Source organism: Candidatus Eisenbacteria bacterium (assembly GCA_016235265.1).
Lineage (GTDB): Bacteria > Eisenbacteria > RBG-16-71-46 > RBG-16-71-46 > JACRLI01 > JACRLI01.
The window spans coordinates 43,848-70,645 of sequence record JACRLI010000003.1 but is presented as its reverse complement, the minus strand read 5'-3'; the positions used below and the strand labels follow the sequence as shown (position 1 = coordinate 70,645).

The following is a 26,798-nucleotide window of genomic DNA, read 5'->3' as shown; positions in this document are numbered from 1 at the left end:
CCCCCTGATCCAACCCTGCGCGCGTAGGCCGCCGCGATGGCGGTCCCGCGCGGGACTGCCGCTCGCGGCCCGTCCCGCGGCTCCGCGCAGCGCATGCGATCGTGTAACACTCGCGTAACACGGGATGACTGTCAAGGCCAAGCTATGCTCCGGCTTGCTCTTCGGGCGGTCCGGGCCTACTCTTGCCGCTCGGCCCCCGCGGTTCGCGCGGAGGGTGCGTCGACCACGGGGAGCGGCCGGGGCCGCGGGAGGATTCGCATGCGAGACAGCATCGGGGCGAACCGGCTGGCCGGAGCGGCATTGGCCATCGCGATCGCGGCCTTCGTCGCGCCCGCGGCCTCCGTCGCAGCCGCGGCCTCTGGTGCGCCCGCCACGGCCATCCCACCGGGGGAGCCCGCCTTCGCGAACCTGGAGCGCAGGGCGATCGGCCGTCTTGCGGCTTCCGACCCCGTCGCCGCCTCCATGGCCGGGCTGCACGAGTACGACGGCCTGCTGCCCGACTACGCCCCGGCCGCCGTCCGCCGCGACGCGCGGGCCCTCGGGGCCCTGTGGCGCGAGGTGCGCGCCATGCGGCCGTCGGACCTCTCGCGCGAGCGGCGGCTCGACCGCGAGCTGCTGGCCGGCCTGCTGGAGGCCCGTCTGCGGGTGCTGGAAGTGGAGCGCGCCCACGTCCATTCCCCCGCCATGTACGCCACCGTGGTGCAGACCGCGGTGGAGGTCCTGCTGGTGCATCCCTACGGGCCGCGCGAGCGCCAGGTGCGGCTCATGATCGCGCGCCTGCACGCCGTGCCCCGGCTCCTGGGGCAGGCCAAGGCCAACCTCGCCCGCCCGCCGGCGCTGGGTTGCGCCATCGCCGACCGCCAGCTGCAGGAATTCCCTTCGCTGCTGCAGGCCTCGCTGCCGCGATGGGCCGGGGGCGCCCCGAAGGCTCTGCGAGACAGCCTGCAGGCGGCCATCGTGGCGGCGTCCGACGGCATTTCCGGATACCGGGAGAAGCTGGATGACCTCGGGGAGCAGGGAGGGAACGACTACGCCCTGGGCGAGGCGAACTACACCTGGCGGCTCCGCCACGTCTTCGGCCTGGACCTGGACGGTCCGCGGCTGGCTGAGCTGGGGGAACGCTGGTTCGGCGAGATCCGGGCCGGGATGGCGTCGCTCGAAGCCCGTCGCCGCGAGTTGAACGTGACCGACCCGCCGCCCGTCCGGGCGCCACAGGGTTTCACCCGCGAACAACTGCTGGCTTCCTACCGCGCCGAAGTGGACTCCATGCGCGAGTTCGTGCGCCGGCGACGGCTGGTGACCATTCCCGCCGACATCGGACCGATGGTGCTGGTGCCCACGCCCGCGAGCATGCGCGCCACCACCCCGGGCCAGGCGATGCAGCCGCCGCTGCCGCTGGACACCACCACCGTCAGCACCTACTACCTGGGCAGCGCGCTGCCCGACACGCTGACCCCGGCCAACCGGGACAATCTGTACAACGGCATGCTCAACCGCCGGCTGCGCGGCGGCGCGCTGCACGAGGGCTACCCGGGGCATCATCTGCAGCTCAGCATCGCCAAGCGCCGCGGCTCGCTCACGCGCCGCTTCTGCCAGGACAACACCCTGGTGGAAGGCTGGGCGCTCTACTGCGAGGAGCTGATGGGACGCCACGGGGTCTATGGCTCCGACAGCCTCCGGTGGCTGCCCCGCGTGCTCGGCGGCATGCGCTTCCGGGCGGCGCGGGTGCTGATCGACGCGAAGCTGCACTGCGGGCGCATGACCTACGAGGAAGCGGTGGTCCTGATGAAGGGCGTGAGCCGCGACACCTCCACGGTGGCCTCGGAAGTGTCGCGCTACGTGATCGACCCCACGCAGCCCATGAGCTACCTGCTGGGCAAGAGCATGATCCTGGCGCTCAAGGACGAGGTGCGCCGCCGCGAGGGCCGCGCCTTCTCGGAGCGCAAGTTCCACGACCGGCTGCTATCCTACGGTTCCATCCCGGTGGCCTGGATCGCCCGCGACTGGATCGGGCGGGTCCCGGCGCCGGACCGGATCCGCGACCTTACGCCCATGGGAGCCACCGCCAAATGAGCTCGACCTTCGGACGCGTCCTGCGCGTCACCACCTTCGGCGAGTCCCACGGCCCCGCGCTGGGCGGGGTGGTGGAGGGCGTGCCCAGCGGCCTCCCGCTCCGCTGCGAGGACCTGCAGCGCGACCTGGACCGCCGCCGGCCCGGCCAGAGCGCCGTCACCACGCAGCGCCAGGAGGCGGACCGCGTGGAGATTCTCTCGGGTGTGTTCGAGGGCATCACCACCGGCACGCCGGTCGGCTTCCTGGTCCGCAACCAGGACGCGCAGTCGAAGGACTACGACGCCATCCGCGAGGTGTTCCGGCCGGGACACGCGGACTTCTCGTACTTCGTGAAGTACGGGCATCGTGACCACCGCGGCGGCGGGCGCGCCTCGGGCCGCGAGACTCTGTGCCGCGTGGCCGCCGGAGCCATCGCCCGGCGCATGCTGGAGCCCGAGGGGGTGGCGGTGCAGGCGTACACCACCCGCATCGGCAACATCGAGGCGGTCCGCCGCGACTACGAGGAGGCGGAGCGCAACGTGGTGCGCGCACCCGACGCCGAAGCCGCCGCGCGCATGGCCGAACTGCTGGTCACGCTGCGCGAGGAGGGCGACTCGGTGGGCGGGATCGTGGAGGTGGTGGCGCGAAACGTGCCCGCGGGGCTCGGGGACCCGGTGATGGACAAGCTCGACGCGGTGCTGGCCATGGCCATGATGTCCATCGGGACCATCAAGGGCGTCGAGATCGGCGACGGGTTCGAAGCCACGCGGCTGCGCGGCTCGCAGGCCCACGACGCGATGGACGCCTCGGGCTTCCGGTCCAACCACGCCGGCGGGATCCTCGGCGGGATCAGCACCGGCCAGGACATCGTGATGCGCCTAGCGATCAAGCCCACGTCCTCGCTGCGGGTGCCGCAGGCGAGCGTGGACACCGCGGGCCGGGAAATCACCGTGGTCACCGAGGGGCGACACGACCCGTGCGTGTGCCCGCGCGTGGTCCCCGTGGCGGAGGCCATGATGGCCCTCACGCTGGCCGACGCGTGGCTGGTGCAGAAGACGGTCCGCGCCCTGGGCTAGATCCGCGCATGCGGATCTTCCCCCGGCGGGTCGCGGCGATTGCCTTCGCGCGCGCCGGAGCGTGGCGCCCGATGTGCCCGCCGGAGCCCAATTGACTGTGAAACCACGGCGTGCCACCTTGACAGCGCGGCCGGATGCCGGGTATTCTTATATGAACGAAGGAGCTTGGAAATACGATGCGGAACTCGTCCGGCTACGGCTACACCTATTTTGCCTGGTGGCACCTCCCGGTGGGGGCTGCACGGTAGCCGAAGGTTTTCCACACCGTGTACTCGACCCACCTGGGCAAGGTTCAGGTGGGTTTTTCACTTTCCCGGCGCGCGCCGGGAGACGGAGCCCGACGACATGGTCATCGTGATGCGCCCCGACTGTTCCCGTGAGGACGTCCTGCGCGTGGAGGCGCGCCTCGCCGCGATGGGGCTGCACCTGTTCCGTTCCGAGGGCGCGCTCAAGACCGTCATCGGCGCCCTGGGCGACACCAAGTCGGTGGACCCCCGGGACTTCGAGGTCATGCCCGGAGTGGTGGAAGCCCACCGCGTCACCGAGCCCTTCAAGCTGGCCAGCCGCACCTTCCATCCCGAGAACAGCGTGATCCGCGCGGGCGAGGCCCTGGTGGGCGGGCCCGAGGTGATCCTGATGGCCGGGCCGTGCACCGTGGAGAGCGAGGCGCAGACCATGTCCGCCGCGGAGAGCGTGGCGGCCGCCGGCGCCAAGATCCTGCGCGGCGGCGCGTTCAAGCCGCGCAGCTCCCCGTATTCGTTCCAGGGCCTGGGGGAGGAGGGCCTCAAGATCCTGCGCCGCGCCGGCGACCGCTTCGGCCTGGCCGTGATCAGCGAGGTGATGGACCCCAGCCAGATCGGGCTGATGCTGCCCTACATTGACATCTTCCAGGTGGGCGCGCGCAACATGCAGAACTTCGCGCTGCTGCGGGAGCTGGGCAAGGCGCGCAAGCCGGTGCTGGTGAAGCGCGGGCTCTCCGCCACCATCGAGGAATGGCTGATGTCGGCCGAGTACGTGATGGCCGGCGGCAACCACGACGTGATGCTGTGCGAGCGCGGCATCCGCACCTTCGAGCCCTACACCCGCAACACCCTAGACATCTCCGCCATCCCGGTGATCCACAAGCTGTCACACCTGCCGATCATCGTGGACCCCAGCCACGCCATCGGGATCCGGGCCAAGGTGCCGCCGCTGGCCATGGGGGCGGTGGCCGCCGGCGCGGACGGGCTGCTGATCGAAGTCCACCCGGACCCCGACACCGCGCTGTGCGACGGCGCGCAGTCGCTGTTCCCGGGCCAGTTCGCCGAACTGGCCGACAAGTTGCGGGTGATCGCCCCCGCAGCGGGCCGCACCCTGGCACCCCGGCCGCGCGGCACACGCGCGGCGGGGCCCGGCGCCGCGGGCAGCAAGCCGTCCTCCAGCCGCATCGCCTGAGCGGCCCGCGCAGCCTGGGTCCGCATCCACGATTTCCGCGTCTCTTGTGGGAACTTCGCCGCCCGTGACGCCCGAAGGCGCGGGTGGGATCTACTTCGTGGGGCCGGACAGGCCGGCGGGCGCTGCCGGGCCGGCGGGATCCGCCGGGTTCGTGGGAAGCGCCGGGTTCGCGGCGCTCGCGGGACCGGGAGCCCCGGTCTGCGGCCCGGAGGCGTCCGGGGCCGGCGGCGCTCCGGCGACACCTTCGCGCGCGGCCCGCTGTTCCTCGAGGATGGTGGTCAGCTGCGGCAGGGAGCTCTCCGGGGGCGGCAGCACCGGCGCGAGCGAACGGTGGGGCGGCGCGGGATCCACGCTGGTCGCGTTCTGGACCTCGGTGCTGATGTCGGCCATCGCGCGACGGAACTCCCGGATCCCCGCACCCATGGACCGGGCCAGGTCGGGGATCCTCTTGGCGCCGAAGAGCAGGAGGATGGCCAGCACGATGATCAGGGCTTCGCTGCCGCCGATGTCGAACATCTCGAGACTGCTCCGTGGTGAGTGGGGTGCCGCGACCGGTTCCGGGGCCGAGCCTAGCACGGCGCGCCCAACTTGACATCGGGCAGGGAATTGCTAGATTTCCCCCGAATCACTTTCAGGGCGATTAGCTCAGCTGGTTAGAGTACCTGCTTGACATGCAGGGGGTCAGTGGTTCAAGTCCACTATCGCCCACCACTTGCCTGCCCCGGCCCGGAGCGCCGTCGCCGCAGCAACCGGCGGACGGGGTGCCGGGCCTCTTCGTAAGGCAGCCCCGGGAGGTCTCGTGCAGCAGACGTTCAAGAACCCGCGCGAGGAGCAGCTGTACCGCATCCGGCACAGCTGTGCGCACGTGATGGCCACCGCCGTCACCGAGCTGTTCCCCGAGACCAAGGTCGCCGGCGGCCCGCCGGTGGACGACGGCTTCTACTACGACTTCGCGCGTCCCACGCCGTTCACGCCCGAGGACCTCGAGAAGATCGAGGCCCGGATGCGCGAGATCGTCAAGGCCGACCAGCCGTTCGAGTACATGGAGGCCGCCCGCGACGAGGCGCTGAAGCGCTTCGAGGGCCAGGGCGAGCGCTACAAGCTGCACTTCATCCACGAGATCCCGTCGGGGGAGAAGGTCACCTACTACAAGAACGGTCCCTTCCTGGACCTGTGCCGCGGTCCGCACGTGGAGAGCACCGGGCGCATCCCGGCGTTCAAGCTCACCCGGCTGGCCGGCGCCTACTGGCTGGGCGACGAGAAGAACGAGATGCTCCAGCGCATCTACGGCACCGCGTGGGACAGCCCCGAGGCGCTGGCCGACTATCTCCACCGCCTGGAGGAGGCCGCGCGACGCGACCACCGCAAGCTGGGCCGGGAGCTCAACCTGTTCTCCATCCACGAGGACGTCGGCGGCGGGCTGGTGCTGTGGCACCCCAAGCTGGGCATGGTGCGCCACCTGATCGAGACCTTCTGGAAGGACGAGCACCTCAAGCGCGGCTACCAGCTGGTGTACACCCCCCACATCGCCAGCGAGAAGGTCTACCAGACCTCCGGGCACCTGGAGAATTACGCGGATCTCATGTACGGCGCGATGGACATCGAGGGCCAGCCCTACCGGGTGAAGCCCATGAACTGCCCCGCGCACATCAAGATCTTCCAGACCCGCAAGTGGAGCTACCGTGACCTGCCGGTGCGCTACGCCGAATTGGGCACGGTGTACCGCTACGAGCGCTCCGGCGTGCTGCACGGAATGCAGCGGGTGCGGGGCTTCACCCAGGACGACTCCCACATCTTCTGCACCCCCGAGCAGCTTCCGGCCGAGATCGAAGGGGTGCTGGAGCTGATGGACACCCTGCTCAAGGCGTTCGGTTACGAGTACAAGGTGTTCCTGGCCACGCGCCCGAAGGACCACTACCTGGGCACCGACCAGGAGTGGGACCTGGCCACCGCCGCGCTGGTGAGCGCCCTGGATCGCCGGGGCCTGCCCTACGAAGTGGACGAGGGCGGGGGCGCCTTCTACGCCCCCAAGATCGACGTGAAGCTCACCGACGCCATCGGCCGCGAGTGGCAGTGTCCCACCATCCAGGTGGACCTGAACCTGCCCAAGCGCTTCGACGTCACCTACACCGCGGCCGACGGCAAGGACCACGAGGTGATCATGGTCCACCGGGCGCTGCTGGGCTCCATGGAGCGCTTCGTGGGCAACTACATCGAGCACGTGGCCGCGGAGTTCCCGGTGTGGCTGGCGCCGGTGCAGGCCATGATCCTGCCCATGAACGACGACCTGCTGCCGTATTCGGAGGGCGTGGCGACGGAGCTGCGGGCGCAGGGACTGCGGGTGGAAATCGACCGCCGGCCCGAGAAGATCGGCCACAAGATCCGCGACGCGGAGCTGCAGAAGGTGCCCTACATGCTGGTGGTGGGCAAGCGGGAGGCGGAGGCCGGCCAGGTCTCGGTGCGCCACAAGCGCCGGGGCCAGGAGGGGGTGACCACCCCCGCCGAGTGGGCGAAAAAAGTCCTTGCCGAGGTTGCGGCGAAGGCCTAGTATTCCTTGATGTCTCGCGGCGAAGCCGTTGAGGCACTTGAAAGTAGGGCCCGGGCGCGGCGCGCGCCGGAGGAGCCCTCACCCCCGGGCGCCTGGACGCCTTCAGGGTTCGAATCATCGACAGCGATGGATTTGGACTGGAACGCCCGTGGGCGAGGGGTAGGACTACCCTCGCCCTTTTGTTTTCCCCGGCTGCGCTCCCCGCCGGGGCCACCCCGAGCAGGAGGTACTGCCCATCGCCAAACAAGCCGAAGTGCGCATCAACGACCGCATCCGGGTCCCGCAGGTCCGGGTGGTCGGTGCCGACGGCCAGCAGGTCGGCCTTCTCCCCACGTACGAAGCCCTGGAAATGGCGCGCAGCGCGGGGCTGGACCTGGTGGAGGTTTCGCCCACGTCGCGTCCCCCCGTGTGCCGCATCATGGACTACGGGAAATTCAAGTACGAGCAGAGCAAGCGGACGCGCAAGGCGAAAAAGCACCAGCACGTGACGCGCATGAAGGAAGTCAAGCTCCGTCCGAAGGTCGAGGAGCACGACTACCTGTTCAAGGTGAACCACGCGCGCCAGTTCCTCTCGGAGCGGGACAAGGTGAAGGTCTCGCTCACGTTCCGGGGACGCGAGCTCGCGCACCAGGAACTCGGCCACAAGATCATCCAGCGCGTCGCCGCCGACCTGGCCGACGTGGGCCAGGTGGAGATGCCGGCGCGCATGGAAGGCAGGATTCTCGTCATGGTCCTGATCCCCAAGCCGGGGCTCAAGCCCAAGCCGCGCGAAGGCGAAGGCGAGCACGCGGAGGCGCCGGCGGCGGTGCCGGCGAGGCCCGCGGCGCCGAAGCCGGAGTAATCCAGAAGGAAGGTTCGATCATGCCCAAGATGAAGTCCAACCGCGCGGCGGCGAAACGTTACCGCGTGACCGGCACCGGCAAGGTGGTGCGCAACCAGGCCCGCAAGCGCCACCTGCTGACCTCGAAGACCTCGAAGAACAAGCGCCAGTTGGGCGGTTCCGTCGTCCTGAAGCCGGGCGACGCGAAGCGCGCGCGTCGGCTGCTGGGAATGTAAGGGGAGAAGACCATGCCGAGAGCCAAAACCGTTGTCCCGGGCCGCGCCAAGCGCCGCAAGGTGCTCAAGCAGACCAAGGGCAACTTCGGGGGCCGCAGCCGCCTCTACCAGACCGCGCGCGAGACGCTGTTCCGCGCCCTGCGCTACTCCTACGAGCACCGTCGCACCAAGAAGCGCGAGTTCCGCGCCCTGTGGATCCAGCGCATCAACGCCGCCGCACGGATGAACGGGATCACGTACAACGCGCTGATCCACGGCCTGCGCCTGGCCAACGTGGAGATCGACCGCAAGATCCTGGCCGAGCTCGCGGTGAAGGACGCCGCCGGGTTCACCCAGCTGGTCGAAGTGGCCCGCTCCGCCCACGCCTGATCCCGATGCCGGCGAGCGTCCTCGACCAGGCGGAAGACCGGGTCCGGGCGGCCCTCGACGGGCTGCTCGCCGACCCCGCCCGCGGTTGGGATGAACTGGACGCTGCGGTGGAGGCGCTGGCGGGCGCGGGCTCGCAGGCGCTGGCCGCCGCCGGCGACGCCCCCGGGCTGGACCTGGTGGAGCTGCGCCTGATGAAGCAGAAGGGCGTGCTCAACCTGCTGTTGCGCTCGGTGGGCCAGCTTCCCCCGGACCAGCGCAAGCGGTTGGGCGCGCTGGCCAACCGCTGCCGGGGCGCCTGGACGGGCGCGGTGGAGGAACGCCGCGCGTCGCTCGGAAGCTCCGCCGCGGGCGGACGGCCCGCCTTCGACGTCACCCTGCCCGGCCGCCGGTTCTTCACCGGGCGGCCGCACATCCTGAACCAGGTCCGCGACGAGATCGTGGAGATCTTCCTGGGCATGGGCTTCTCCACCGCGGAGGGGCCCGAGGTCGAGGACGACCACCACAATTTCTCCGCGCTCAACTTCGGCCCGCACCACCCCGCGCGCGACGCCCACGACACGCTGTTCGTCGAGGGCGGCTCGCTGCTGCGCACGCACACCTCGCCGGTGCAGATCCGGGTGATGGAGAGCCGCCAGCCGCCGCTGCGGATGCTGTTCCCCGGCCGCGTGTACCGGGCCGAGCAGCTGGACGCCACCCACGCGGCGGAATTCCACCAGATCGAGGGACTGTACGTGGACCGCGGGGTCTCCATGGCCCACCTCAAGGGCACCCTGTCCGCGTTCGCCCGCCGCTTCCTGGGCGAGGCCACCCGCACCCGCTTCCGCCCCTCGTACTTCCCGTTCACCGAGCCCAGCGGCGAGATGGACGTGTCGTGCATCCTCTGCGGCGGGACCGGGCGCGCCGGCACGCCCGAGGCACCCGCGCGCTGCGGGGTGTGCAAGGGCTCGGGCTGGATGGAGATCCTGGGCTGCGGCATGGTGCACCCGAATGTCTTCCGGTCCGTGGCGATCGATCCCGAGGAGTGGACCGGGTTCGCGTTCGGGATGGGCTACGACCGGATCGCGATGCTCCGGCACGCGATCCCCGACATTCGCTACTTCCTCGAGAACGACCTGCGGTTCCTCGAACAGTTCTAGGACACGACCATGCTCCTCTCGTACCAGTGGCTGAAGGAATGGGTGCCCACGGCGCCCCCGCCCGACCGGCTCGCGGAGCTGCTCACCGCGCGCGGCTTCCCGGTGGACTCGGTGCAGCCCCGCGCGCGTTTCTCGGGCGTGATCGTGGGCAAGGTGGTGGAGCGCGCCCCGCATCCCAACGCCGACCGGCTGAGCCTGTGCAAGGTGGACACCGGCAGCGGCGTGCTGGAGATCGTGTGCGGCGCCCCCAACGCCCGGGCCGGCATCACCGTGGCGCTGGCGGTGGAGGGCGCGGTCCTGCCCGGCGGCGTGCTCAAGAAAAGCAAGATCCGCGGCGTGGTCTCCAACGGCATGATGTGCTCGGCCCGCGAGCTGGAGCTCTCCCAGGAGCACGCCGGGATCCTGGAATTGGACCCCTCGCTGCCCGCGGGCCAGGACTTCGCGAAGGCGGCCGGCCTGGACGACACGCTGCTCGAGGTGGACGTGAGCCACAACCGCGGCGACGCGCTGTGCGTGCGCGGCCTGGCGCGCGAGGTGGCCGCGGCGCTCGGCGTGGACCTGGTGTCGCCGCTGAAGCCGCTGCCCCCGGACGACGCCCCGCTGCCCGGGGTGGCCGCCGTGGAGATCGAGGATCCCGCCGACTGCCCGCGCTATGCGGCCCGCGTGGTGGAGGGCCTCACCGTGGGGCCGTCCCCGCAGTGGCTGCGCAGCCGCGTGGAGGCGCTGGGGATGCGCTCCATCAACAACGTGGTGGACGCCACCAACTTCACCATGCTGGAGCTGGGCCAGCCCATCCACGCGTTCGACCTCTCCAAGGTGCGCGGTGGCCGGCTGCGGGTGCGCCGCGCCCGCGCGGGAGAGAAGCTCCGCACGCTCGACGGCGTGGACCGCGAGCTGCCGCCCGAGGCGCTGCTGATCGCCGATGCCGAGGGCCCGCTGGCGCTGGCCGGGCTGATGGGGGGCGAGCCCAGCGAAGTCACCGCAGGCACGAACCGGGTGCTGCTGGAGAGCGCCACCTTTGGAGCCGCCCGAGTGCGGCAGGGGGCGCACAAGCTGCGGCTGGCCTCCGAGGCCGGGCGGCGCTTCGAGCGCGGCACGGACGTGGAGGCGGTACCGGAGGCTCTGGACCGCGTCGCGCAGCTGCTGGCCCAGGTGGCCGGCGGGCGCGTGCTGCCCGGAAAGCTGGACGCCTGGCCGGGCCGCTGCGAGCGCCGCCGCGTGGAGTTGCGCCCCGACCGGGCGCGCCGGATGCTGTCGCTCGACCTGGACCGCGCGGGGCTGGAGGCGCCGCTGCGGGCGCTCGGATTCGAAGTGGAGCCGGGCGCCGGGGAGGCCCCGCCGATCGCCGTGCGCGTGCCGGGGTGGCGAACCGACGTGACTGCCGAAATCGACCTGGTGGAGGAGATCGCCCGGCACGTCGGCTATGACTCGATTCCCGAGATTCCCGGCTCGGTCACCGCGATCTTCGGGTCGCGCCGGCCGGAGGAGATCTTCCGGGACCACCTGCGCGGGGCCCTGTTCGGACTGGGCTTCCACGAGGGGCAGTGCCCGTCCATGCTGGGCCCGGACGACCTGAAGCACGCCCCGGTGCTGCCACCCGAGGCGCGCCGGGAGCCCGTGGCGCTGGCCAACCCGCTGAGCCGGGAGTACTCGCTGCTGCGCCCGTCGCTGCTGCCGGGCCTGCTGCGCGCGGTGAGCCACAACGCGCGCCACGGCCGCCGCGACGTGCGGCTGTTCGAGCTCGGCCACGTGTTCCTGCGCTCCGACGGGCCTCTGCCCGACGAGCCGCTCACGCTGGGCCTGGCGCTGCACGGCGCGCGACACGCGTCCGGGTTCGGCCTGGGGGCGGACAGCGCGGATTTCCTCGATTTCAAGGGCATTCTCGAGGCCGCGCTGGGGGCGTTGCGCATTGACACGCCGCGCAGCGTGGCCTACGATGGGGCCGGATTCAGGCCGGGACGCGCGGCGGAGCTGCGCGCGGGAGAGGAGCGCCTGGGCTGGTTCGGCGAAGCCGATCCGGCCGCGCTCGAGCACCTCGAGATTCCAGGTGCCACCTTCCTCGCGGAGCTCGACGTCGCCGCCCTGGAGCGGGCCTCCAGGCCCGCGGGCCGCTTCCGCGACTGGCCGCGGTTCCCCGGGGTGAAGCGGGACCTGGCGTTCCTCGTGGACCTCGGAGCCGAGGCCGGAACGCTGGAGGACGCCATCGCCGAGGCCGCCGGTCCGCTGCTGAAGGCGGTCCGCCTGTTCGATGTGTACGCGGGGGAGAGGGTCGCGGCCGGGCTCAAGAACCTCGCGTTTTCGTTGGAATTCCAGAGCGCCGAGCGCACCCTTTCGGACGCCGAGGTGGACGCCGCGCTGACCCGCGTGGTGCGACGGCTGGAAGAGCGCCACGCCGCGCGGCTGCGGACCTGAAGCCGGCGCCCCGGGCGCAAGCCCAGAGGTGAACACACATGCAACAGGAGCTTCCCGCCATGGACCTCGAGCGGCTCGAAGGCCGCATCCAGCAGGCCGCCGAGCTTATCCAGCAGCTCCGCGCCGAGCGTGACGAGTTGCGGCGTTCCAGGGACGAGCTGGAAGCCAAGCTCCGGGTGACCGAGTCGGCCGCCAGCGGCGCCGACGAGCTCCGCAAGCGCAACCAGGACGCGGAATCGCGCCTGGCGAAGTTTTCCGAGGAACGTATCGCCCTGGCCCGCCGGGTCGAGCAGATGCTCGAAAAGCTGCGGGCGGTCGAGGAGGAGAAGACGGGCGTGCCGCATTAGCGGCTCCCGGCTCTCCCTTTCCAATACAGAAAGTTCCTGCGTCACCGGAACATTGTCGTGCCTGCGGGCGCGGCACGCTGCGGCTGCCGCCTTGGAGTTCGCGGACCGCTTGAGGAAGACGATCCACGATGCCGGAAAACACAAGAACCGTTCGCATCGAGGTTTTCGGCAACGAGTACAACATCCGCGGCCAGGCGGACCCCGAGTACATCACCCGCGTGGCCGCCTACGTGGACCAGAAGATGCGGGAGATCAACGAGCGGCTCGCGCTGCCCTCGCTCTCGCAGGTGGCCATCCTGGCCTCGCTGAACATCGCAGACGAGCTGTTCCGCGAGCGGGATGAACGGCAGCGCGCGACCCAGGAGGTCCGCGACCGCGCGGAACACCTGGAGGAACTGCTGGTGGCCACCCTCTCCGGCGCTCCGGCGGGCGCTGCGAAACGCGCGACCGCCCGGATCGACATGGAGCCTCAGGCATAAGGCCCGGACTTCCGAGGAGGACGAACGCCGGTCCGCAATCCGGATCGAAACGAGATTGAAAAGCCCTGCCGTGCCCGTGCTGGTACAGTGTCTTTGAGCCAACACTGATCGAGGATCGTCCTAACTCCGGCTGCGTAGTGGTGCCCGCCGCAAGGCGGGGGCGCGAACCAGCGGGGGGGATGCCCGCTTTTGGGGTATCTGGCTCAGGACCTTCACTCACGGCACACCGGCGGGGTTTTTCTTTTGCCCGCCGGACTGATCGCGGGGCTCCTGGACCCGGAGGGGTCTGACCTATGAATCCGACCATGATCTTGTATGGGGCGCTGGGGTTCGCTGTCGGCGCCCTCGTCTTTTATTTCGTCGGCTTCCTCGTCAGCCGCAACTTCGGGGAGAAGAGCCTGGCCAACGCCCGGCGCGACGCCCAGAAGCTGCTGGAGGACTCCACCCGGGAGGCCGAGACCCAGAAGCGCCAGGTGCTGCTGGAGGCCAAGGAGCACGCCTACCAGGCCAAGCAGCAGCACGAGAAGGACATGTCGCGCCAGAACGCCGAGATCGCCGCGCGCGAGAAGCGGCTGGACGAGCGCGAGAACAACCTGCTGCGCAAGGTGGACCTGCTGGAGAAGAAGGAGCGCACGCTGCGCACCGGCGAGAAGGACCTGGCCGTGCGGGAATCCGCCCTGGACAGCCGGCAGGCCGACCTCGACCGGCTGGTGCAGGAACAGAACGCCCGCCTGGAACGCATCGCCCACTTCACCGCCGAGGAAGCCAAGCAGCAGCTCATCGCCAACATGGAGAGCGAGGCGCGCCACGAGGCGGCCCGCCGCGTGGTCGAGATCCGTGAGACCGCCCAGCGCGACGCCCAGCGCGACGCGCGCAAGATCGTCACCCTGGCCATCCAGCGCTCCGCGGCGGAGCACACCGCGGAGAGCACCGTCTCGGTGGTGAACCTGCCCGGCGACGAGATGAAGGGCCGCATCATCGGGCGCGAGGGGCGCAACATCCGCGCCTTCGAGCGCGCCACCGGGATTGACGTGATCATCGACGACACTCCCGAGGCGGTGGTGATCTCGGGCTTCGACCCCATCCGGCGCGAGGTGGCCCGGCGCTCGCTCGAGCAGTTGATCGCCGACGGCCGGATCCACCCCGGACGGATCGAGGAAGTGGTCGAGAAGACCCGGCTGAAGCTCGACGAGGAGGTCCTCGAGACCGGCGAGCGCACCGTGCTGGACCTGGGCATCGCCGGGGTGCACCCCGAGATGGTGCGCCTGCTGGGCCGGCTGCGCTTCCGCACCAGCTACGGCCAGAACATCCTCGAGCACAGCAAGGAAGTCGCCCACCTGTGCGAGATCATGGCCTCCGAGATCGGCTTCGACAACCAGATGGCCAAGCGCGCCGGCCTGTTCCACGACATCGGCAAGGCCGTGGACCACGAGATGGAGGGCTCGCACCCGGCCATCGGCAAGAACCTGGGGGAGAAGTACGGCGAGCCCGGCCCGGTGGTGGAGGCCATCGCCTATCACCACGAGGACTTCAACCCGCAGTACCTCACCGCGGCGCTGGTTCAGGCCGCCGACGCCATCTCCGGCGCCCGCCCCGGGGCGCGGCGCGAGTCGCTGGAGACCTACGTGAAGCGCCTCGAGAAGCTGGAGACCATCGCCGACTCGTTCCCGGGCGTGGAGAAGTCCTTCGCCATCCAGGCGGGCCGGGAGATCCGGATCATGGTGGAGCACAAGCACGTGGACGACGCCCGCGCGCAGCTGCTGGCGGGGGAGATCGCGCGCAAGGTGGAGCACGAGCTGGAGTACCCCGGCCAGATCAAGGTCGTGGTGATCCGCGAGACGCGCGCCGTGGAATACGCGAAGTAGCATGCGGATCCTGTTCGTCGCCGACGTCTTCGGCGCGCCCGGCGGGGCCGCGGTGCGCGCACGCCTGCCCCGCGTGAAGCGCGAGCGGGACATTGACGTCACGGTGGTGAACGGCGAGAACGCCGCCGGCGGCTACGGGCTCACCCCAGAGAACGCCCAGGAACTGTGGGGGGCCGGCGCCGACGCGGTGACCGGCGGCAACCACCTGTGGGCGCAGAAGGCGATCGTGGACTTCATCGCCCGCAACCCGCGCCTGCTGCGGGCGGTCAACTTCCCGCCCGGCACCCCGGGTGCCACCTCGGCGGTGTGGCGCACCGACTCCGGCGCCACCTTTGGCGTGGCCTACGTGCTGGGCCGCACCTTCATGGCGCCGCTGGACGATCCCTTCCGCGCCATCGACGAGGAGCTGGCGCGCCCGGAGTGGCGCGACGCGAGGGTGAGGCTGGTGGAGGTCCACGCCGAGGCCACCTCCGAGAAGCTGGCGCTGGCGATCCACCTGGACGGCCGCGTCAGCGCGGTGATCGGCACCCACACCCACGTGCAGACCGCCGACGCCCGCATCCTGCCCGGCGGGACGGCGTTCCTCACCGACGCGGGCATGACCGGCCCGCAGGATTCCATCATCGGCGTGGAGAAGGACCTCGCGCTGGCGCGCTTCCGCAACCAGCTGCCGGTGCGCTTCCAGCCCGCGAGCGGCGACGTCTGGATGCACGGCGCCGTGGTGGACGTGGACGAGAAGACCGGCCGGGCCCGCTCCATCCAGGCGTTCAAGGAGCCGCTGCTGAAATGAACCCGACGGGCGAGGGGCCGGCGAAGCGCCTCGACGGCGAGGCCGCCGCCGCGGCCGTCCGGGGGCGGGTGCAGGCCCGCGTGGACGCGCTGCGCGCGCGGGGCGTCACCCCGGGGATCGCGGTGGTGCAGGTGGGCCACATGCCCGCCTCCGACGTGTACGTGCGCAAGAAGCTGCAGGCCGCCGAGGCGATGGGATTCCAGGCGCGGCTGGAGGCCCTGGACCCGCAGGCCGGCCATCCTTCGCTGCTGAGCCGGATCGCGAAGCTCAACTCGGATGCCGAAGTGCACGGCTACCTGGTGCAGCTCCCGCTGCCGTCCGGCTGGGACGAGAGCACCGCGCTGCGCTCGGTGGCGCCGGAGAAGGACCTCGACGGATTCCATCCCATGAACGTGGGCCGCGCCACGCTCGGCGAGGGCGGGTTCTGGCCGTGCACCGCGCTGGGGGTGTTGGAGCTGCTGCGCCACCACGAAGTGCCCCTGGCCGGCCGCCACGTGGTGGTGATCGGGCGCAGCCGCGTCGTGGGCCGGCCGCTGGCCACGCTGCTGAGCCTTCGCGACGTGAACGCCACCGTGACGCTGTGCCACACCGGCAGCGGCGACCTCGCGCGCTACACCCGGTCGGCCGACGTCGTGGTGATGGCCGCGGGCATCCCGCGCGCGCTCACCGCGGAGATGATCCGCGAGGGCGCCGTGGTGGTGGATGTGGGCATTCATCGCGAGCCCGATCCAGGGCGCCCCGGAAAGATGCGACTGGTGGGGGACGTGGACGCCGCCAGCGTGGCCGCCCGTGCCGCGTGGCTCTCCCCGGTGCCCGGCGGAGTGGGCCCGATGACCGTCGCCATGCTGCTGCAGAACGCCGTGACCGCGTGCGAGCGGAGTCTCGCGTGAGCGCGCCGGCCGACAGCCGCCGCGTCTACACCGTCACCGAGATCAACACCCTCGCCCAGCGGGTGCTGCACGAGACCTTCCCCTCGGTGCGCGTGGGGGGCGAGATCAGCGGCTTCCACCACCACTCCGCCTCGGGCCACATGTACTTCGACCTCAAGGACGGCCGCTGCGTGCTGCGCTGCGCCCTGTTCAAGGCCAACGCGCGCCGCCTCCGTTTCCGGCCCGCCGACGGCCTGCAGGTGGAGGCCACCGGCAGGCTCACCATCTACGAGACGCGCGGCTCCTACCAGCTGGTGGTGGACGAGCTGGCCGAGTCGGGCCTGGGTGAGCTGCAGCGCCGCTTCGAGGAGTTGAAGGCGCGGCTGCAGGCGGAGGGGCTGTTCGACGAGGCCCGCAAGCGGCCGCTGCCGCGCTACCCCGCGCGCCTCGGGGTGGTCACCTCCGCGGGCGGCGCGGTGCTCCACGACATCGTGCACGTGGCCCGCCGGCGCTGGCCGGGCATCCGGATCATCCTCTGCCCCGTCCAAGTACAGGGGGCCGGCGCCGCCGCCGACGTGGCCCGCGGCGTGGAGCTGTTCAACCGCGCCGGTGCGGCCGACGTCCTGATCGTGGCGCGCGGCGGCGGTTCCCTCGAGGACCTGTGGGCCTTCAACGAGGAGTCCGTGGTGAGGGCGGTGGCCGCCTCGGCGATCCCGGTGGTCTCCGCGGTGGGGCACGAGACCGACGTCACCCTGTGCGACTTCGCCGCCGACCTGCGCGCCCCCACCCCCTCGGCGGCCGCGGAACGGGCGGTGCCGGAGCGCGCCGAGCACCTGCGGCACCTGGCGCACTCGCGCGGGCGGCTGGTCCGCGGAGTGCTCTCGGCCGTCGCGGAGCGCCGGCTCACCTTGCGCGCGCTGCAGCGCAGCTACGCGCTGGGCCGCCCGCGCGACCTGGTGGCGCAGCGCATGCAGACCGTGGACGAGCTGGAGCGGCGCCTGGGCCGGGCCGTGGGAGAGCGGCTGGCACGGCACGGCGACGCCCTGGGCCGGGCACGGGCGCGACTTGGGGCCCTCTCGCCGTCGCGGGTGCTGCAGCGCGGCTTCTGTTACGTGGAATCGGCGCCCGCGGGGCTGCCGGTGGCGTCGGCGGCGGCCCTCTCGCCCGGCGACGCCGTGCGACTGGTGTTCCGCGACGGGCGGGCCGGCGCGCGCGTGGAGACCGTGGAGGGCGCGCCTTGAAGCGGGCCCCGGGAGGACGTAGCATGGCGGAGAAGGCAAAGGGCGCGGAATCGGCGCCGCCCGAGATTCCCTTCGAACAGGCGCTCGAACGGCTGGAGGCGCTGGTGGCCCGGCTGGAGGCGGGGGAACTGCCCCTGGAGAAGAGCCTCGCCGCCTTCGAGGAGGGCATGCAGCTCGCCCGCCTGTGCGCCGCGCGCCTCGAGGAGGCGGAGAAGCGCGTGCAGGTGCTCGTGGAGCAGGCCGACGGCACGACGGAGCTGGAACCCCTCGAGGATGACGAGCCCAACGACGACGTTTGAGCGCTACCGAGCCTCCGCCGCGCGACGCGCGCAGCGGGAGCTGCTGCGGCTGCTGCCGCCGGCGTCCCAACCGCCGCGGGAGCTGCACCGGGCCATGCGCTACGCGGCGCTGGGCCCGGGCAAGCGCATCCGCCCGGCGCTGGCGTGGCTGGCCTACGACACCGTGGGCGGGCGCAAGTTCGGGGAAGCCGTGGCCCTGCTGGCCGGCGACGCCCTGCACACCCTGGCCTTCGGGGCCCTGGGGGACGCGGGAGGCCGGTCCGAAGGCGCACGTCGCGAGACCTCCGTCCGCGTGCTGGCTTCCGCCCTGGGCTCGCGCGGGATGATCGGCGGCCAGGTATTCGACATGCTCGGCGAGGGCCGTCCCGCCACCGCCGTCTCCGTGCGCCGCATCCACGCGCTGAAGACCGCCGCGCTGCTCGGCGCCGCCGCGCGCCTGGGCGCGATCTGGGGCGGCGCGCCGGCGCGGCAGCTGGAGCGGCTGGGCCGGCTGGGGGAGACGCTGGGGCTGGCCTTCCAGGCCGGCGACGACCTGCTCAACGCCACCGCCACCGCCGCGCAGCTGGGCAAGGCCGCCGGCAGCGACGCCGCGCGGCGCAAGGCCACGCTGCCCCGCGCGCTGGGCGAGGCCGGCGCCCGCCGGACACTGGGGCGGCTGTGCGCGAATGCCCTGCGGCAGGCGCGGGCGCTGCCCGCGCGCCGGGCCGAGTGGGAGGGACTGGTGGCGTTCATCGAGTCCCGGAGGTCGTGACCATGGCCCTGCCGCGTCCGCTTTCGCACGAGCACCTGGACCCGCTCTGGGTGGCGGTGCTGTGCGGCTTCCTGGTGCAGCTGTTCAAGTTCCTCGCCAGCAGCGCGCGCGAGCACCGTTTCAACTTCCGGCGCCTGGTGGAGACCGGGGGCATGCCCAGCTCGCACTCCGCGGGCGTGGCGGCGCTGTCCACGGCGGTGGGCCTGCGCGAGGGATTCGGTTCCGTGATCTTCGCGGTCACGGTATACTTCAGCCTCATCGTGATGTACGACGCCGCCGGCCTGCGCCGCGCCGCCGGGCGGCACGCCATGCTGCTCAACCGGCTGATCGACAGCCACTATCGCCACGACAAGCACCTGGTCGAGATGCGGCTGCTGGAGCTCCTCGGCCACACGCCGTTCGAAGTGCTGGTGGGCGCCCTGCTGGGCGTGGCCTTCACCCTCTGCTGGTACACGCTCGGAGGTCGCACCGGATGACCCGACTGCTGGACTCGATCCAGTCTCCCCAGGACCTTCGCCCGCTCACCCTGGACCAGCTGGCGCAGCTCGCGCAGGAGCTGCGCGACGAGATCCTGCGGGTGGTCTCGGAGACCGGGGGGCACCTCGGCCCCAGCCTGGGCGTGGTGGAGCTGACCATCGCGCTGCACCGGGTGTTCGACTCCCCGCGGGACCCCATCGTGTGGGACGTGGGTCACCAGGCCTACGGGCACAAGCTGCTCACCGGGCGGCGCGAGCGCTTCGGCACGCTGCGCCAGTACGGCGGCATCTCCGGGTTCACGCGGCGCGCCGAGAGCCCGCACGACGTGTTCGGCGCGGGACACGGGGGCACGTCCATCTCCGCGGCCGCCGGCCTGGCGGCCGCGCGCGACCTGGCGGGGCAGGACCACCACGTGATCGCCGTGATCGGAGACGGCTCGCTGACGGCGGGCATGGCCTACGAGGCGCTCAACCACGCGGGCGGCACCGGGCGCCGGATGATGGTGATCCTCAACGACAACGAGATGTCCATCTCGCCCAACGTGGGCGCGCTGGCCCGCTACCTCACGCGCATGACCAGCAGCCACGGCTACCGACGCATCGAGGCCGACATCTACGACCTGCTGGGCAAGGTGCCCCTGGGCGGGAAGGCGCGCGAGGCGGCGCGGCGCATCAAGGAGGGCCTCAAGGGCCTGATGGTGCCGGGCCTGATCTTCGAGGAGCTGGGCTTCAAGTACTACGGCCCCATCGACGGCCACGACATCCCGCTGCTGGTGGACACCCTCGAGCATCTCAAGGACTTCCGCGAGCCGGTGCTGCTGCACGTGCTCACCAAGAAGGGCAAGGGCGTGGGCTTCGCCGAGGCCGCGCCGGTGAAGTTCCATGGCCTGGGCCCGTTCGACAAGGTCACCGGCAAGACCGTGCCGGCCGGCCTGCCCAGCTTCAGCCAGGAGTTCGCGCAGATCCTGATCGAGATCGCCGAGCAGGACCCGCGGGTGGTGGCGGTCACCGCCGCGATGCTGGAGGGCACCGGGCTGCGCGCCTTCCAGGAGCGCTTCCCGGACCGCACCTTCGACGTGGGCATGGCCGAGCAGCATGCCGTGGGGCTGGCCGCCGGAATGGCGGTGGGGGGGCGACGCCCGGTGTGCGCCATCTACTCCACGTTCCTGCAGCGAGCCTACGACCAGGTGCTCCACGACGTCGCGCTGCAGAACCTCCCGGTGGTGTTCGCCGCGGACCGCGCCGGCTTCGCCGGCGACGACGGCCCCACCCACCACGGCGTGTTCGACATCGCGTACCTGCGCTGCGTGCCCAACCTGACGCTCATGGCGCCCTCGGACGAGCAGGAGTTCGCAGACATGCTCTACACCGCGGTCACCGAGGCGACCGGCCCGGTGGAGGTCCGCTACCCGCGGGCCACGGTGCCCGGCCGGGGCCGCTCCGGTTTCCACCTGGTGCCCTGGGGCCAGGCCGAGGTGCGCCGCGAGGGCGGCGATGTGGCCATCTGGGCGCTGGGTCCGGCGCTGGCGTGGGCCCTCGAGGCCGCGGAGCTGATGCAGGCCGAGGGGATGCAGGCCACGGTGGTGAATGCGCGCTTCGCCAAGCCGCTCGACGAGGCGCTGCTGGTCAACCACGCGCGGCGCTTCCGCCGCATCGTCACGGTGGAGGAGGCAGCGGTGGCCGGGGGCTTCGGCAGCGCCGTGCTGGAGGCGCTGGAGCGCAACGAGCTGAGCGGGGTGGAAGTGCGCCGCATCGGCATCCCCGACGAGTTCATCCAGCACGGCAAGCGCGAGCTGCTGCTGCGCGACGTGGGGCTGACCCCCGAACGCATCGCGCGGCGGGTGCTCGAGCGGTGGCGGGAGTATGCCGCGAAGTAGGCCCGCGGCCGCGCTCTACCCGCACCCGCACAAGGCGGCGGCGCGCCACATGCTGCCCGCCGTGGTGCGCTTCCTCAAGGCCCAGGGCTGGGAGGCGCTCGGGTTCCCCGAGCACGCCGGGATCCTGCCCCCATCCGTGCGCCCCGCGGCCATGCCCGAGATGGCCCGCCGCGCCCGCTTCGTGCTGGTGCTGGGCGGGGACGGCACCTTCCTCTCCGCCGCGCGCAAGGTCTGCCGCCACCGCATCCCACTGGTGGGCATGCGCGTGGGCCACATCGGCTTCCTGACCACGCTCGAGCCCGGCGACTTCCGGCGCTCCCTGGGCCAGGTGCTCGCCGGCCGCTACGAGCTGGACTCCCGCACCATGGTGGAGGCGCGCGTGATCTCGGGCGGCGGACGGGTGGTGGCCCGGGGCGTGGCCCTCAACGACGTCACCGTGCGCCAGGTGGACACGGTCAAGGTGATCCGCCTGGGCCTCACGCTGGACCGCCAGCGCCTGGGAGACTTCTCCTCCGACGGCGTGGTGGTGTGCACCCCGACGGGCGCAACCGCCTACTCGCTGTCCGCCGGCGGCCCGGTGGTGATGCCCGGGACCCGGGTGCTGGTCGCCACCCTGATCTGCCCGCACACGCTTTCGTCCCGCCCCGTGGCCTTCTCCCCGGAGCAGGTCCTTACCGTCACCGTGGAGGCCGGCGAGCCCGGACTGCAGGTGGTGCTGGACGGGCAGGAGAGCCTGCCGCTGGCGCCGGGCCAGAAGCTGGCGATCACCGGCTCGCGCCACACCACGCGGGTGCTGCGCCCGCCCGGCTTCTCCTACCCGGAACTGCTGAGGGCCAAGCTGGGCTGGAAGGCCTGACATGCTGCGCGAACTTCGGCTCGAGGGGCTGGCCACCGTGGAGGCCCTGGCCTGGGAGCCGGGGCCGGGGCTCAACGTGGTCACCGGTGAGTCGGGCACGGGAAAGTCGGTGCTGGTGGGGGCGGTGGCGCTGCTCTTCGGCGGCCGGGTGGGACCGGAATCCCTGCGCACCGGGGCCGCCGCCGCCCGGGTGGAGGGCCGCTTCGACGGCTCCGACGTACCGGGCCTGGCCGCGGCCGGCGCGGACCCGGGGCCCGAGAATCCCTCCGACTTCACGCTCTCCCGCGAGATATCCCCCGACGGCCGCAGCCGCTTCCGCCTCGACGGGCGGGCCATCTCGCAGGCGCAGGCCCGCGAACTGGGCGGGCGACTGCTCGACATGCACGGCCAGCACGACCACCAGGGGCTGCTGCGGGCGGAGGTCCAGCTGGAGCTCCTGGACCGCTTTGCCGCGCGGGCGGACCTGGCGCAAGCCGAGCGCGCCGCGGCGGAGGGCCTGGCTTCGACGCGCGAGGCGCTCCGCGCGTTCGAAGAGCACTCGCGCGACTTCGCCGCGCGCCGCGAGCTGTGGGAGTTCCAGCGCCACGAGCTGCAGGACGCGCGCCTGCGCCCGGGGGAGGACGCGGAGCTGGAGCGGGAGCGGCGCCTGCTGGCCAACGCGGAACGCCTGGCCGGGGCGTTGGACGAGGCCGCGCGGGCCCTGGACGACGACGACTCCGGCGCGCTCGCCCGCGTGGCCGCCGCCCGCCGCTCGCTGGCGCGGGCCCGGGACTGGGACGACACGCTGGACGAGACGCTGCGCGGGCTGGAGGAGGCCACCGAGCGTCTGGCGGAGGCCGCCCGGGCGCTCGCCGGCCGGGCCGCCTCCTTGGAGACCGACCCGGAACGGCTGCGCGCGGTGGAGGAACGGCTCGACATCCTGGAGCGGATCCGCAGGCGCTATGGCGGCAGCCTGGAGAGCGCGATCGGCGAGCTGGCCGCGCTGGAGTCGCGCCTGGACGCGCTGGGCTCGCCGGAGAAGACCGGCGCGCGCCTGGTCCGGGAGCGCGACGCCGCACTCGCCGCGTGGCGCGCCGCACGGCGGGCGCTCGAGGCGGCGCGGGAGACCGCGGCTCGCAACCTCGAGTCCCGGCTGGCGAAGGAGTGGCGCGAAGTGGGGCTGCCCGGCGCGCGGTTTCGGGTTACAATCCCACCCGAGCCCGGGGATGCGGCGGAAGCCGGCTGGCCGCACCGGGCCGAATTCCTGGTTTCCACCAATCCGGGCGAGGAGCCGCGCGCCCTGGCCCGCGTGGCCTCCGGCGGGGAGGTCTCGCGCATCATGCTGGGGCTCAAGAGCGTGCTCGCCGCCGCGGACCCGGTCGCCACGCTGCTCTTCGACGAGATCGACGCGGGCATCGGAGGGCGCACCGCCGAGGCGGTCGGCGCCCGCCTGAAGAAGCTGGCGCGGCGCCACCAGGTGCTGTGCATCACCCACCTGCCGGTGCTGGCGGCGTGCGCCGACCACCACTTCCAGGTGGACAAGGCGGTGAAGGGCGGACGCACCTACACGCGCGTGGTACCGCTGGACCAGGAGGCGCGCGTGGAGGAGTTGTGCCGCATGCTGGCGGGCTCGCGCGTCACGCGGGCCACCCGCGACGAGGCGCGCGACCTGCTGCGGCTGGCGGGCGGGGCGCCGGCCTGATCCGAAGACCCCATCCGGGAGACCCATGGCCACGACCCAGTATCACCCCGATTTCCCCACCTTCCAGGCCCTGCACGGCCGCGGCGAGCGGGTGCCGGTGTACCGCGAGCTGCTCATGGACCGCGACACGCCGGTGTCCGCGTTCCAGAAAGTGGCCGACGGCCCGCACGCCTTCCTGCTCGAAAGCATGGAGGGGGGGGAGAAGTGGGGACGCTACTCCATACTCTCCGGCGAGGCGTCGCTGGTGTTCGAGTCCAGCGGGCGGCACGCGCGCCTGATCCGGGGCTACGAGGTGGAGGAGCGGGAGGTGGACGAGCCGCTGCAGCTGCTGGCCCAGCTGCTCACCGAGCGGCGCGTGGCGGAGGTTCCCGGCCACCCGCGCTTCGACGCCGGCGCCGTGGGCTACCTGGCGTACGACCAGGTGCGCCACTTCGAGAAGTTGCCCGGCGCGCCCCCGGACGACCTGGGGCTCCCCGAGGCCCGCTTCCTGTTCAGCGACTGCGTCACCATCTTCGACAATCTCTCGCACACCGTGAAGGTGGTGGCGGTGGCTCCGGGCGAGGGCACCGCGGAGGAGGCCTACGCGGCGGCGCGCCAGCGCATCGAGCGCGAGGTGGCGCGCCTGCAGGGCCCGTGCCCGGCCGAAGCACCGCGTCCCGCCGGCGGGGCGCTGCGCTTCGAGAGCAACCTGGAGAGCAGCCTGGGCCCCGACGGCGGGCGGGAGGCCTTCGAAGTGGCGGTGGAGCGCGCGCGCGAGTACATCCGCGCCGGCGACGTGATCCAGGTGGTCCGGAGCCACCGTCTCAGCGCGCCGGTGCACGCCCGGCCATTCGACGCCTACCGGGCGCTGCGGGTGCTCAACCCGTCCCCGTACATGTACTACCTGCGTTTCCCGGGGCTCGAGGTGGTGGGCTCCTCGCCGGAGGTCCTGGTGCGCGTGGAGGGCCGCGAGGTGGAGGTGCGGCCCATCGCCGGCACCCGCCCCCGCGGGCGGACCCCGGCGGAGGACGCGGCGCTGGAGGCGGAACTGCGCCACGACGAGAAGGAGCGCGCCGAGCACGTGATGCTGGTGGACCTGGGGCGCAACGACGTGGGCCGGGTGGCCGAGTACGGCTCGGTGCAGACCCCCGAGTTCATGGTGGTGGAGCGCTATTCCCAGGTGATGCACCTGGTCTCCGGCGTGCGCGGCCGCCTGCGCCCCGGCACGCGCGCCATGGACGTGGTGCGCGCCTGCTTCCCGGCGGGCACCGTCTCCGGCGCGCCCAAGATCCGGGCCATGGAGATCATCGACGAGCTGGAGCCGCTGCGGCGCGGCGTGTACGCGGGCGCCATCGGCTACTTCGGATTCCGCGGGGACTTCGACCTGTGCATCGCCATCCGCACGGCGGTGTTCACCGGGGGGCGCGTCCACGTGGGCGTGGGCGCGGGCATCGTGGCCGACTCGGTGCCGCGCAGGGAGTGGGAGGAGACCATGCACAAGGGCCGCGCGCTGCTCAAGGCGGTGGAGTGGGCGGAGTCCGGCTGGGACGGCGGCCCGCCCTCGGATGGAGGCCCGGCGTGATCCTGGTCGTCGACAACTACGATTCCTTCACCTGGAACCTGGTGCAGTACCTGGGCGAGCTGGGCGCCGAGGTGCAGGTGGCGCGCAACGACGAGATCACCGTGGAGGAAGTGCGCGATCGCCGCCCCGCGGGCGTGCTGTTGTCCCCGGGGCCCAAGCGCCCCGAGGACGCCGGCGTGTCCAACGACATCCTGCGCCGCCTGGGCGGCCAGCTGCCGATCCTGGGGGTGTGCCTGGGCCACGAGTGCATCGGGCACGTCTACGGCGGCAGGGTGGTGCGCGCGCAGCGGCTGATGCACGGCAAGACGTCGCTCATCATCCACGACGGGATGGGGCTGTTCGAGCGCCTCGAGAACCCCTTCACCGCCACCCGCTATCACTCGCTGATCGTGGACCGCCCCTCGCTGCCGCCCACGCTGCGGGTGTGCGCGTGGACCGCCGAGGGCGAGATCATGGGCCTCCAGCACGTCGAGCACCCCACCTGGGGCGTACAGTTCCACCCCGAGTCCATCCTCACGCAGCAGGGCCGCCTGCTGCTCCGGAACTTCATGGAGCTCGCGGGGGAGCGGCCCGCGAAGTGATCCGCGACATGCTGGGCCGGCTGCTCGAGGGGCAGAGCCTCGCGCGCGCCGAGGCCGCGGCGCTGATGCGGTCCCTGACCGAGGGCGCCGCCACCGACGCGCAGCTGGGCGGCCTGCTGGTGGCGCTGCGCATGCGCGGCGAGACTCCCGAGCTCATGGCCGGCTTCGCCGAAGTGATGCGCGAGCGGGCGGTGCGCGTGCCCACGGCCCGCCGCCCGCTGCTGGACACCTGCGGCACCGGCGGCGACGGCTCCGCCTCGCTGAACATCTCCACCGCCGCCGCGCTGACCGCCGCCGCATGCGGGGTCGCGGTGGCCAAGCACGGCAACCGCTCGGTGAGCAGCCGCTGCGGCAGCGCCGACGTGCTGGAGGCCCTGGGGGTCAAGCTGGCGCTTCCGCCCGCCGCGGTGGGGCGGTGCGTGGACGAGGTCGGCATCGGCTTTCTGTTCGCCCCGGCGCTGCACCCGGCGATGAAGCACGTGGCTCCCGCCCGCCGCGAGCTGGGCGTGCGCACTGTGTTCAACCTGCTGGGCCCGCTCACCAACCCGGCGGGTGCCGACCGGCAGCTGCTGGGGGCCTTCTCCGAGTGGGCCGCCACCCTGCTCGCGGGTGCGCTGGCGCAGCTCGGCGCGGAGCTGGCCTGGGTGGTGCACGGCCACGGCGGCATGGACGAGCTGACCACCACCGGCCCCTCGCGGGTGCTGGTGGTGCGCGCCGGCGAGATTGTCGAGACCCGCGTGGATCCGGCGGCGCTGGGCCTCGCCCCCACCCCGGACGGCGCCCTGCGCGGGGGCGACGCCGCGGAGAACGCCGCGCGCATGCGCCGGATCCTCTCCGGCCGGCCCGACCCGGCCACCGACACCGTGGCGCTCAACGCCGCGGCGGCGCTGGTGGTGGGCGGCGCCGCGAAGGAACTGCCGGAGGCGCTGGCCCGCGCCCGCGAGGCGCTGGCCGCGGGGCTGCCAGGGCGCCGGCTCGACGAGCTGGCCGCGCTCACCCGGCTTCTGTGACCGCCGGACCGCCCCACCGGAACCGCAGCATC

General features: G+C 72.2%; 25 protein-coding genes and 1 tRNA gene. 25 read left to right on the top strand and 1 reads right to left on the bottom strand.

All coding sequences use genetic code 11. The annotated features are described in order from the left end of the window. The first annotated feature begins 258 nt into the window (after window positions 1–258). The 3 genes from HZB25_01880 to aroF all read left to right on the top strand — a co-directional run bounded on the left by HZB25_01880 (window position 259) and on the right by aroF (window position 4,562). On the top strand, window positions 259–2,073 hold the full coding sequence (locus HZB25_01880; protein MBI5835969.1) for a DUF885 domain-containing protein: 1,815 nt from the start codon (window positions 259–261) through the stop codon (window positions 2,071–2,073). After that, a complete protein-coding gene (gene aroC, locus HZB25_01875; protein ID MBI5835968.1) occupies window positions 2,070–3,128 on the top strand; it encodes a chorismate synthase in 1,059 nt (352 codons plus the stop codon). The genes HZB25_01880 and aroC overlap by 4 nt, the downstream gene beginning before the upstream one ends. A gap of 345 nt (window positions 3,129–3,473) precedes the next feature. Continuing rightward, complete coding sequence (gene aroF, locus HZB25_01870) at window positions 3,474–4,562, top strand: 3-deoxy-7-phosphoheptulonate synthase (GenBank protein MBI5835967.1); 1,089 nt, start codon at window positions 3,474–3,476, stop codon at window positions 4,560–4,562. Window positions 4,563–4,652: 90 nt separating this feature from the next. On the opposite strand, the gene HZB25_01865 is transcribed toward aroF, so the two are convergent. Next, window positions 4,653–5,078: a twin-arginine translocase TatA/TatE family subunit gene (locus tag HZB25_01865; protein MBI5835966.1), complete on the bottom strand. Its 426-nt coding sequence runs from the start codon at window positions 5,076–5,078 to the stop codon at window positions 4,653–4,655. Between the two features lie 118 nt (window positions 5,079–5,196). Between HZB25_01865 and HZB25_01860 the strand changes: the two genes are divergently transcribed. The 22 genes from HZB25_01860 to trpD all read left to right on the top strand — a co-directional run bounded on the left by HZB25_01860 (window position 5,197) and on the right by trpD (window position 26,766). Continuing rightward, window positions 5,197–5,273, top strand: a tRNA-Val gene (locus HZB25_01860). Window positions 5,274–5,361: 88 nt separating this feature from the next. Beyond that, window positions 5,362–7,110: a threonine--tRNA ligase gene (locus tag HZB25_01855; GenBank protein ID MBI5835965.1), complete on the top strand. Its 1,749-nt coding sequence runs from the start codon at window positions 5,362–5,364 to the stop codon at window positions 7,108–7,110. A gap of 229 nt (window positions 7,111–7,339) precedes the next feature. Beyond that, complete coding sequence (locus tag HZB25_01850; protein MBI5835964.1) at window positions 7,340–7,951, top strand: translation initiation factor IF-3; 612 nt, start codon at window positions 7,340–7,342, stop codon at window positions 7,949–7,951. A gap of 20 nt (window positions 7,952–7,971) precedes the next feature. After that, entirely contained in the window at window positions 7,972–8,166 is a 195-nt protein-coding gene (gene rpmI, locus HZB25_01845) for a 50S ribosomal protein L35 (protein MBI5835963.1), read from the top strand. A 12-nt stretch (window positions 8,167–8,178) separates the two neighbouring features. Continuing rightward, a complete protein-coding gene (gene rplT / locus HZB25_01840) occupies window positions 8,179–8,535 on the top strand; it encodes a 50S ribosomal protein L20 (protein ID MBI5835962.1) in 357 nt (118 codons plus the stop codon). A 5-nt stretch (window positions 8,536–8,540) separates the two neighbouring features. Then, window positions 8,541–9,671, top strand: a complete 1,131-nt coding sequence (gene pheS / locus HZB25_01835; GenBank protein ID MBI5835961.1) for a phenylalanine--tRNA ligase subunit alpha — start codon at window positions 8,541–8,543, stop codon at window positions 9,669–9,671. A gap of 9 nt (window positions 9,672–9,680) precedes the next feature. Further along, window positions 9,681–12,083, top strand: a complete 2,403-nt coding sequence (locus HZB25_01830; GenBank protein MBI5835960.1) for a phenylalanine--tRNA ligase subunit beta — start codon at window positions 9,681–9,683, stop codon at window positions 12,081–12,083. A gap of 38 nt (window positions 12,084–12,121) precedes the next feature. Next, the gene (locus tag HZB25_01825) at window positions 12,122–12,430 is read left to right on the top strand and encodes a hypothetical protein (GenBank protein MBI5835959.1); all 309 of its coding nucleotides are present in this window, start codon (window positions 12,122–12,124) and stop codon (window positions 12,428–12,430) included. Between the two features lie 128 nt (window positions 12,431–12,558). After that, a complete protein-coding gene (locus tag HZB25_01820) occupies window positions 12,559–12,909 on the top strand; it encodes a cell division protein ZapA (GenBank protein MBI5835958.1) in 351 nt (116 codons plus the stop codon). Window positions 12,910–13,202: 293 nt separating this feature from the next. Beyond that, the gene (gene rny / locus HZB25_01815) at window positions 13,203–14,774 is read left to right on the top strand and encodes a ribonuclease Y (GenBank protein MBI5835957.1); all 1,572 of its coding nucleotides are present in this window, start codon (window positions 13,203–13,205) and stop codon (window positions 14,772–14,774) included. Between the two features lies 1 nt (window position 14,775). Next, on the top strand, window positions 14,776–15,564 hold the full coding sequence (locus tag HZB25_01810; protein ID MBI5835956.1) for a YmdB family metallophosphoesterase: 789 nt from the start codon (window positions 14,776–14,778) through the stop codon (window positions 15,562–15,564). Then, window positions 15,561–16,454 (top strand): bifunctional 5,10-methylenetetrahydrofolate dehydrogenase/5,10-methenyltetrahydrofolate cyclohydrolase, encoded by an 894-nt coding sequence (locus tag HZB25_01805; GenBank protein ID MBI5835955.1) that lies wholly within the window; start codon window positions 15,561–15,563, stop codon window positions 16,452–16,454. Before HZB25_01810 ends, HZB25_01805 begins: the two co-directional genes overlap by 4 nt. Next, a complete protein-coding gene (xseA, locus tag HZB25_01800) occupies window positions 16,451–17,674 on the top strand; it encodes an exodeoxyribonuclease VII large subunit (GenBank protein MBI5835954.1) in 1,224 nt (407 codons plus the stop codon). Before HZB25_01805 ends, xseA begins: the two co-directional genes overlap by 4 nt. Before the next feature lie 23 nt (window positions 17,675–17,697). Beyond that, window positions 17,698–17,973 (top strand): exodeoxyribonuclease VII small subunit, encoded by a 276-nt coding sequence (locus HZB25_01795; protein ID MBI5835953.1) that lies wholly within the window; start codon window positions 17,698–17,700, stop codon window positions 17,971–17,973. Beyond that, window positions 17,948–18,724 carry a polyprenyl synthetase family protein gene (locus HZB25_01790; GenBank protein MBI5835952.1) on the top strand — a complete coding sequence of 259 codons (777 nt, stop codon included), beginning with the start codon at window positions 17,948–17,950 and terminating at the stop codon, window positions 18,722–18,724. Before HZB25_01795 ends, HZB25_01790 begins: the two co-directional genes overlap by 26 nt. Window positions 18,725–18,726: 2 nt before the next feature. After that, complete coding sequence (locus HZB25_01785) at window positions 18,727–19,200, top strand: divergent PAP2 family protein (protein MBI5835951.1); 474 nt, start codon at window positions 18,727–18,729, stop codon at window positions 19,198–19,200. After that, window positions 19,197–21,077 carry a 1-deoxy-D-xylulose-5-phosphate synthase gene (locus tag HZB25_01780; GenBank protein ID MBI5835950.1) on the top strand — a complete coding sequence of 627 codons (1,881 nt, stop codon included), beginning with the start codon at window positions 19,197–19,199 and terminating at the stop codon, window positions 21,075–21,077. The genes HZB25_01785 and HZB25_01780 overlap by 4 nt, the downstream gene beginning before the upstream one ends. Next, a complete protein-coding gene (locus HZB25_01775) occupies window positions 21,064–21,933 on the top strand; it encodes an NAD(+)/NADH kinase (GenBank protein MBI5835949.1) in 870 nt (289 codons plus the stop codon). The genes HZB25_01780 and HZB25_01775 overlap by 14 nt, the downstream gene beginning before the upstream one ends. 1 nt (window position 21,934) lies before the next feature. Then, window positions 21,935–23,614, top strand: coding sequence for a DNA repair protein RecN (recN, locus tag HZB25_01770; protein MBI5835948.1), 1,680 nt, complete (start codon window positions 21,935–21,937; stop codon window positions 23,612–23,614). Window positions 23,615–23,639: 25 nt separating this feature from the next. Next, window positions 23,640–25,175 carry an anthranilate synthase component I gene (gene trpE / locus HZB25_01765; protein ID MBI5835947.1) on the top strand — a complete coding sequence of 512 codons (1,536 nt, stop codon included), beginning with the start codon at window positions 23,640–23,642 and terminating at the stop codon, window positions 25,173–25,175. Further along, window positions 25,172–25,756, top strand: a complete 585-nt coding sequence (locus HZB25_01760; GenBank protein ID MBI5835946.1) for an aminodeoxychorismate/anthranilate synthase component II — start codon at window positions 25,172–25,174, stop codon at window positions 25,754–25,756. The genes trpE and HZB25_01760 overlap by 4 nt, the downstream gene beginning before the upstream one ends. Before the next feature lie 8 nt (window positions 25,757–25,764). Then, window positions 25,765–26,766: an anthranilate phosphoribosyltransferase gene (gene trpD, locus HZB25_01755; GenBank protein MBI5835945.1), complete on the top strand. Its 1,002-nt coding sequence runs from the start codon at window positions 25,765–25,767 to the stop codon at window positions 26,764–26,766. Window positions 26,767–26,798 lie beyond the last annotated feature (32 nt).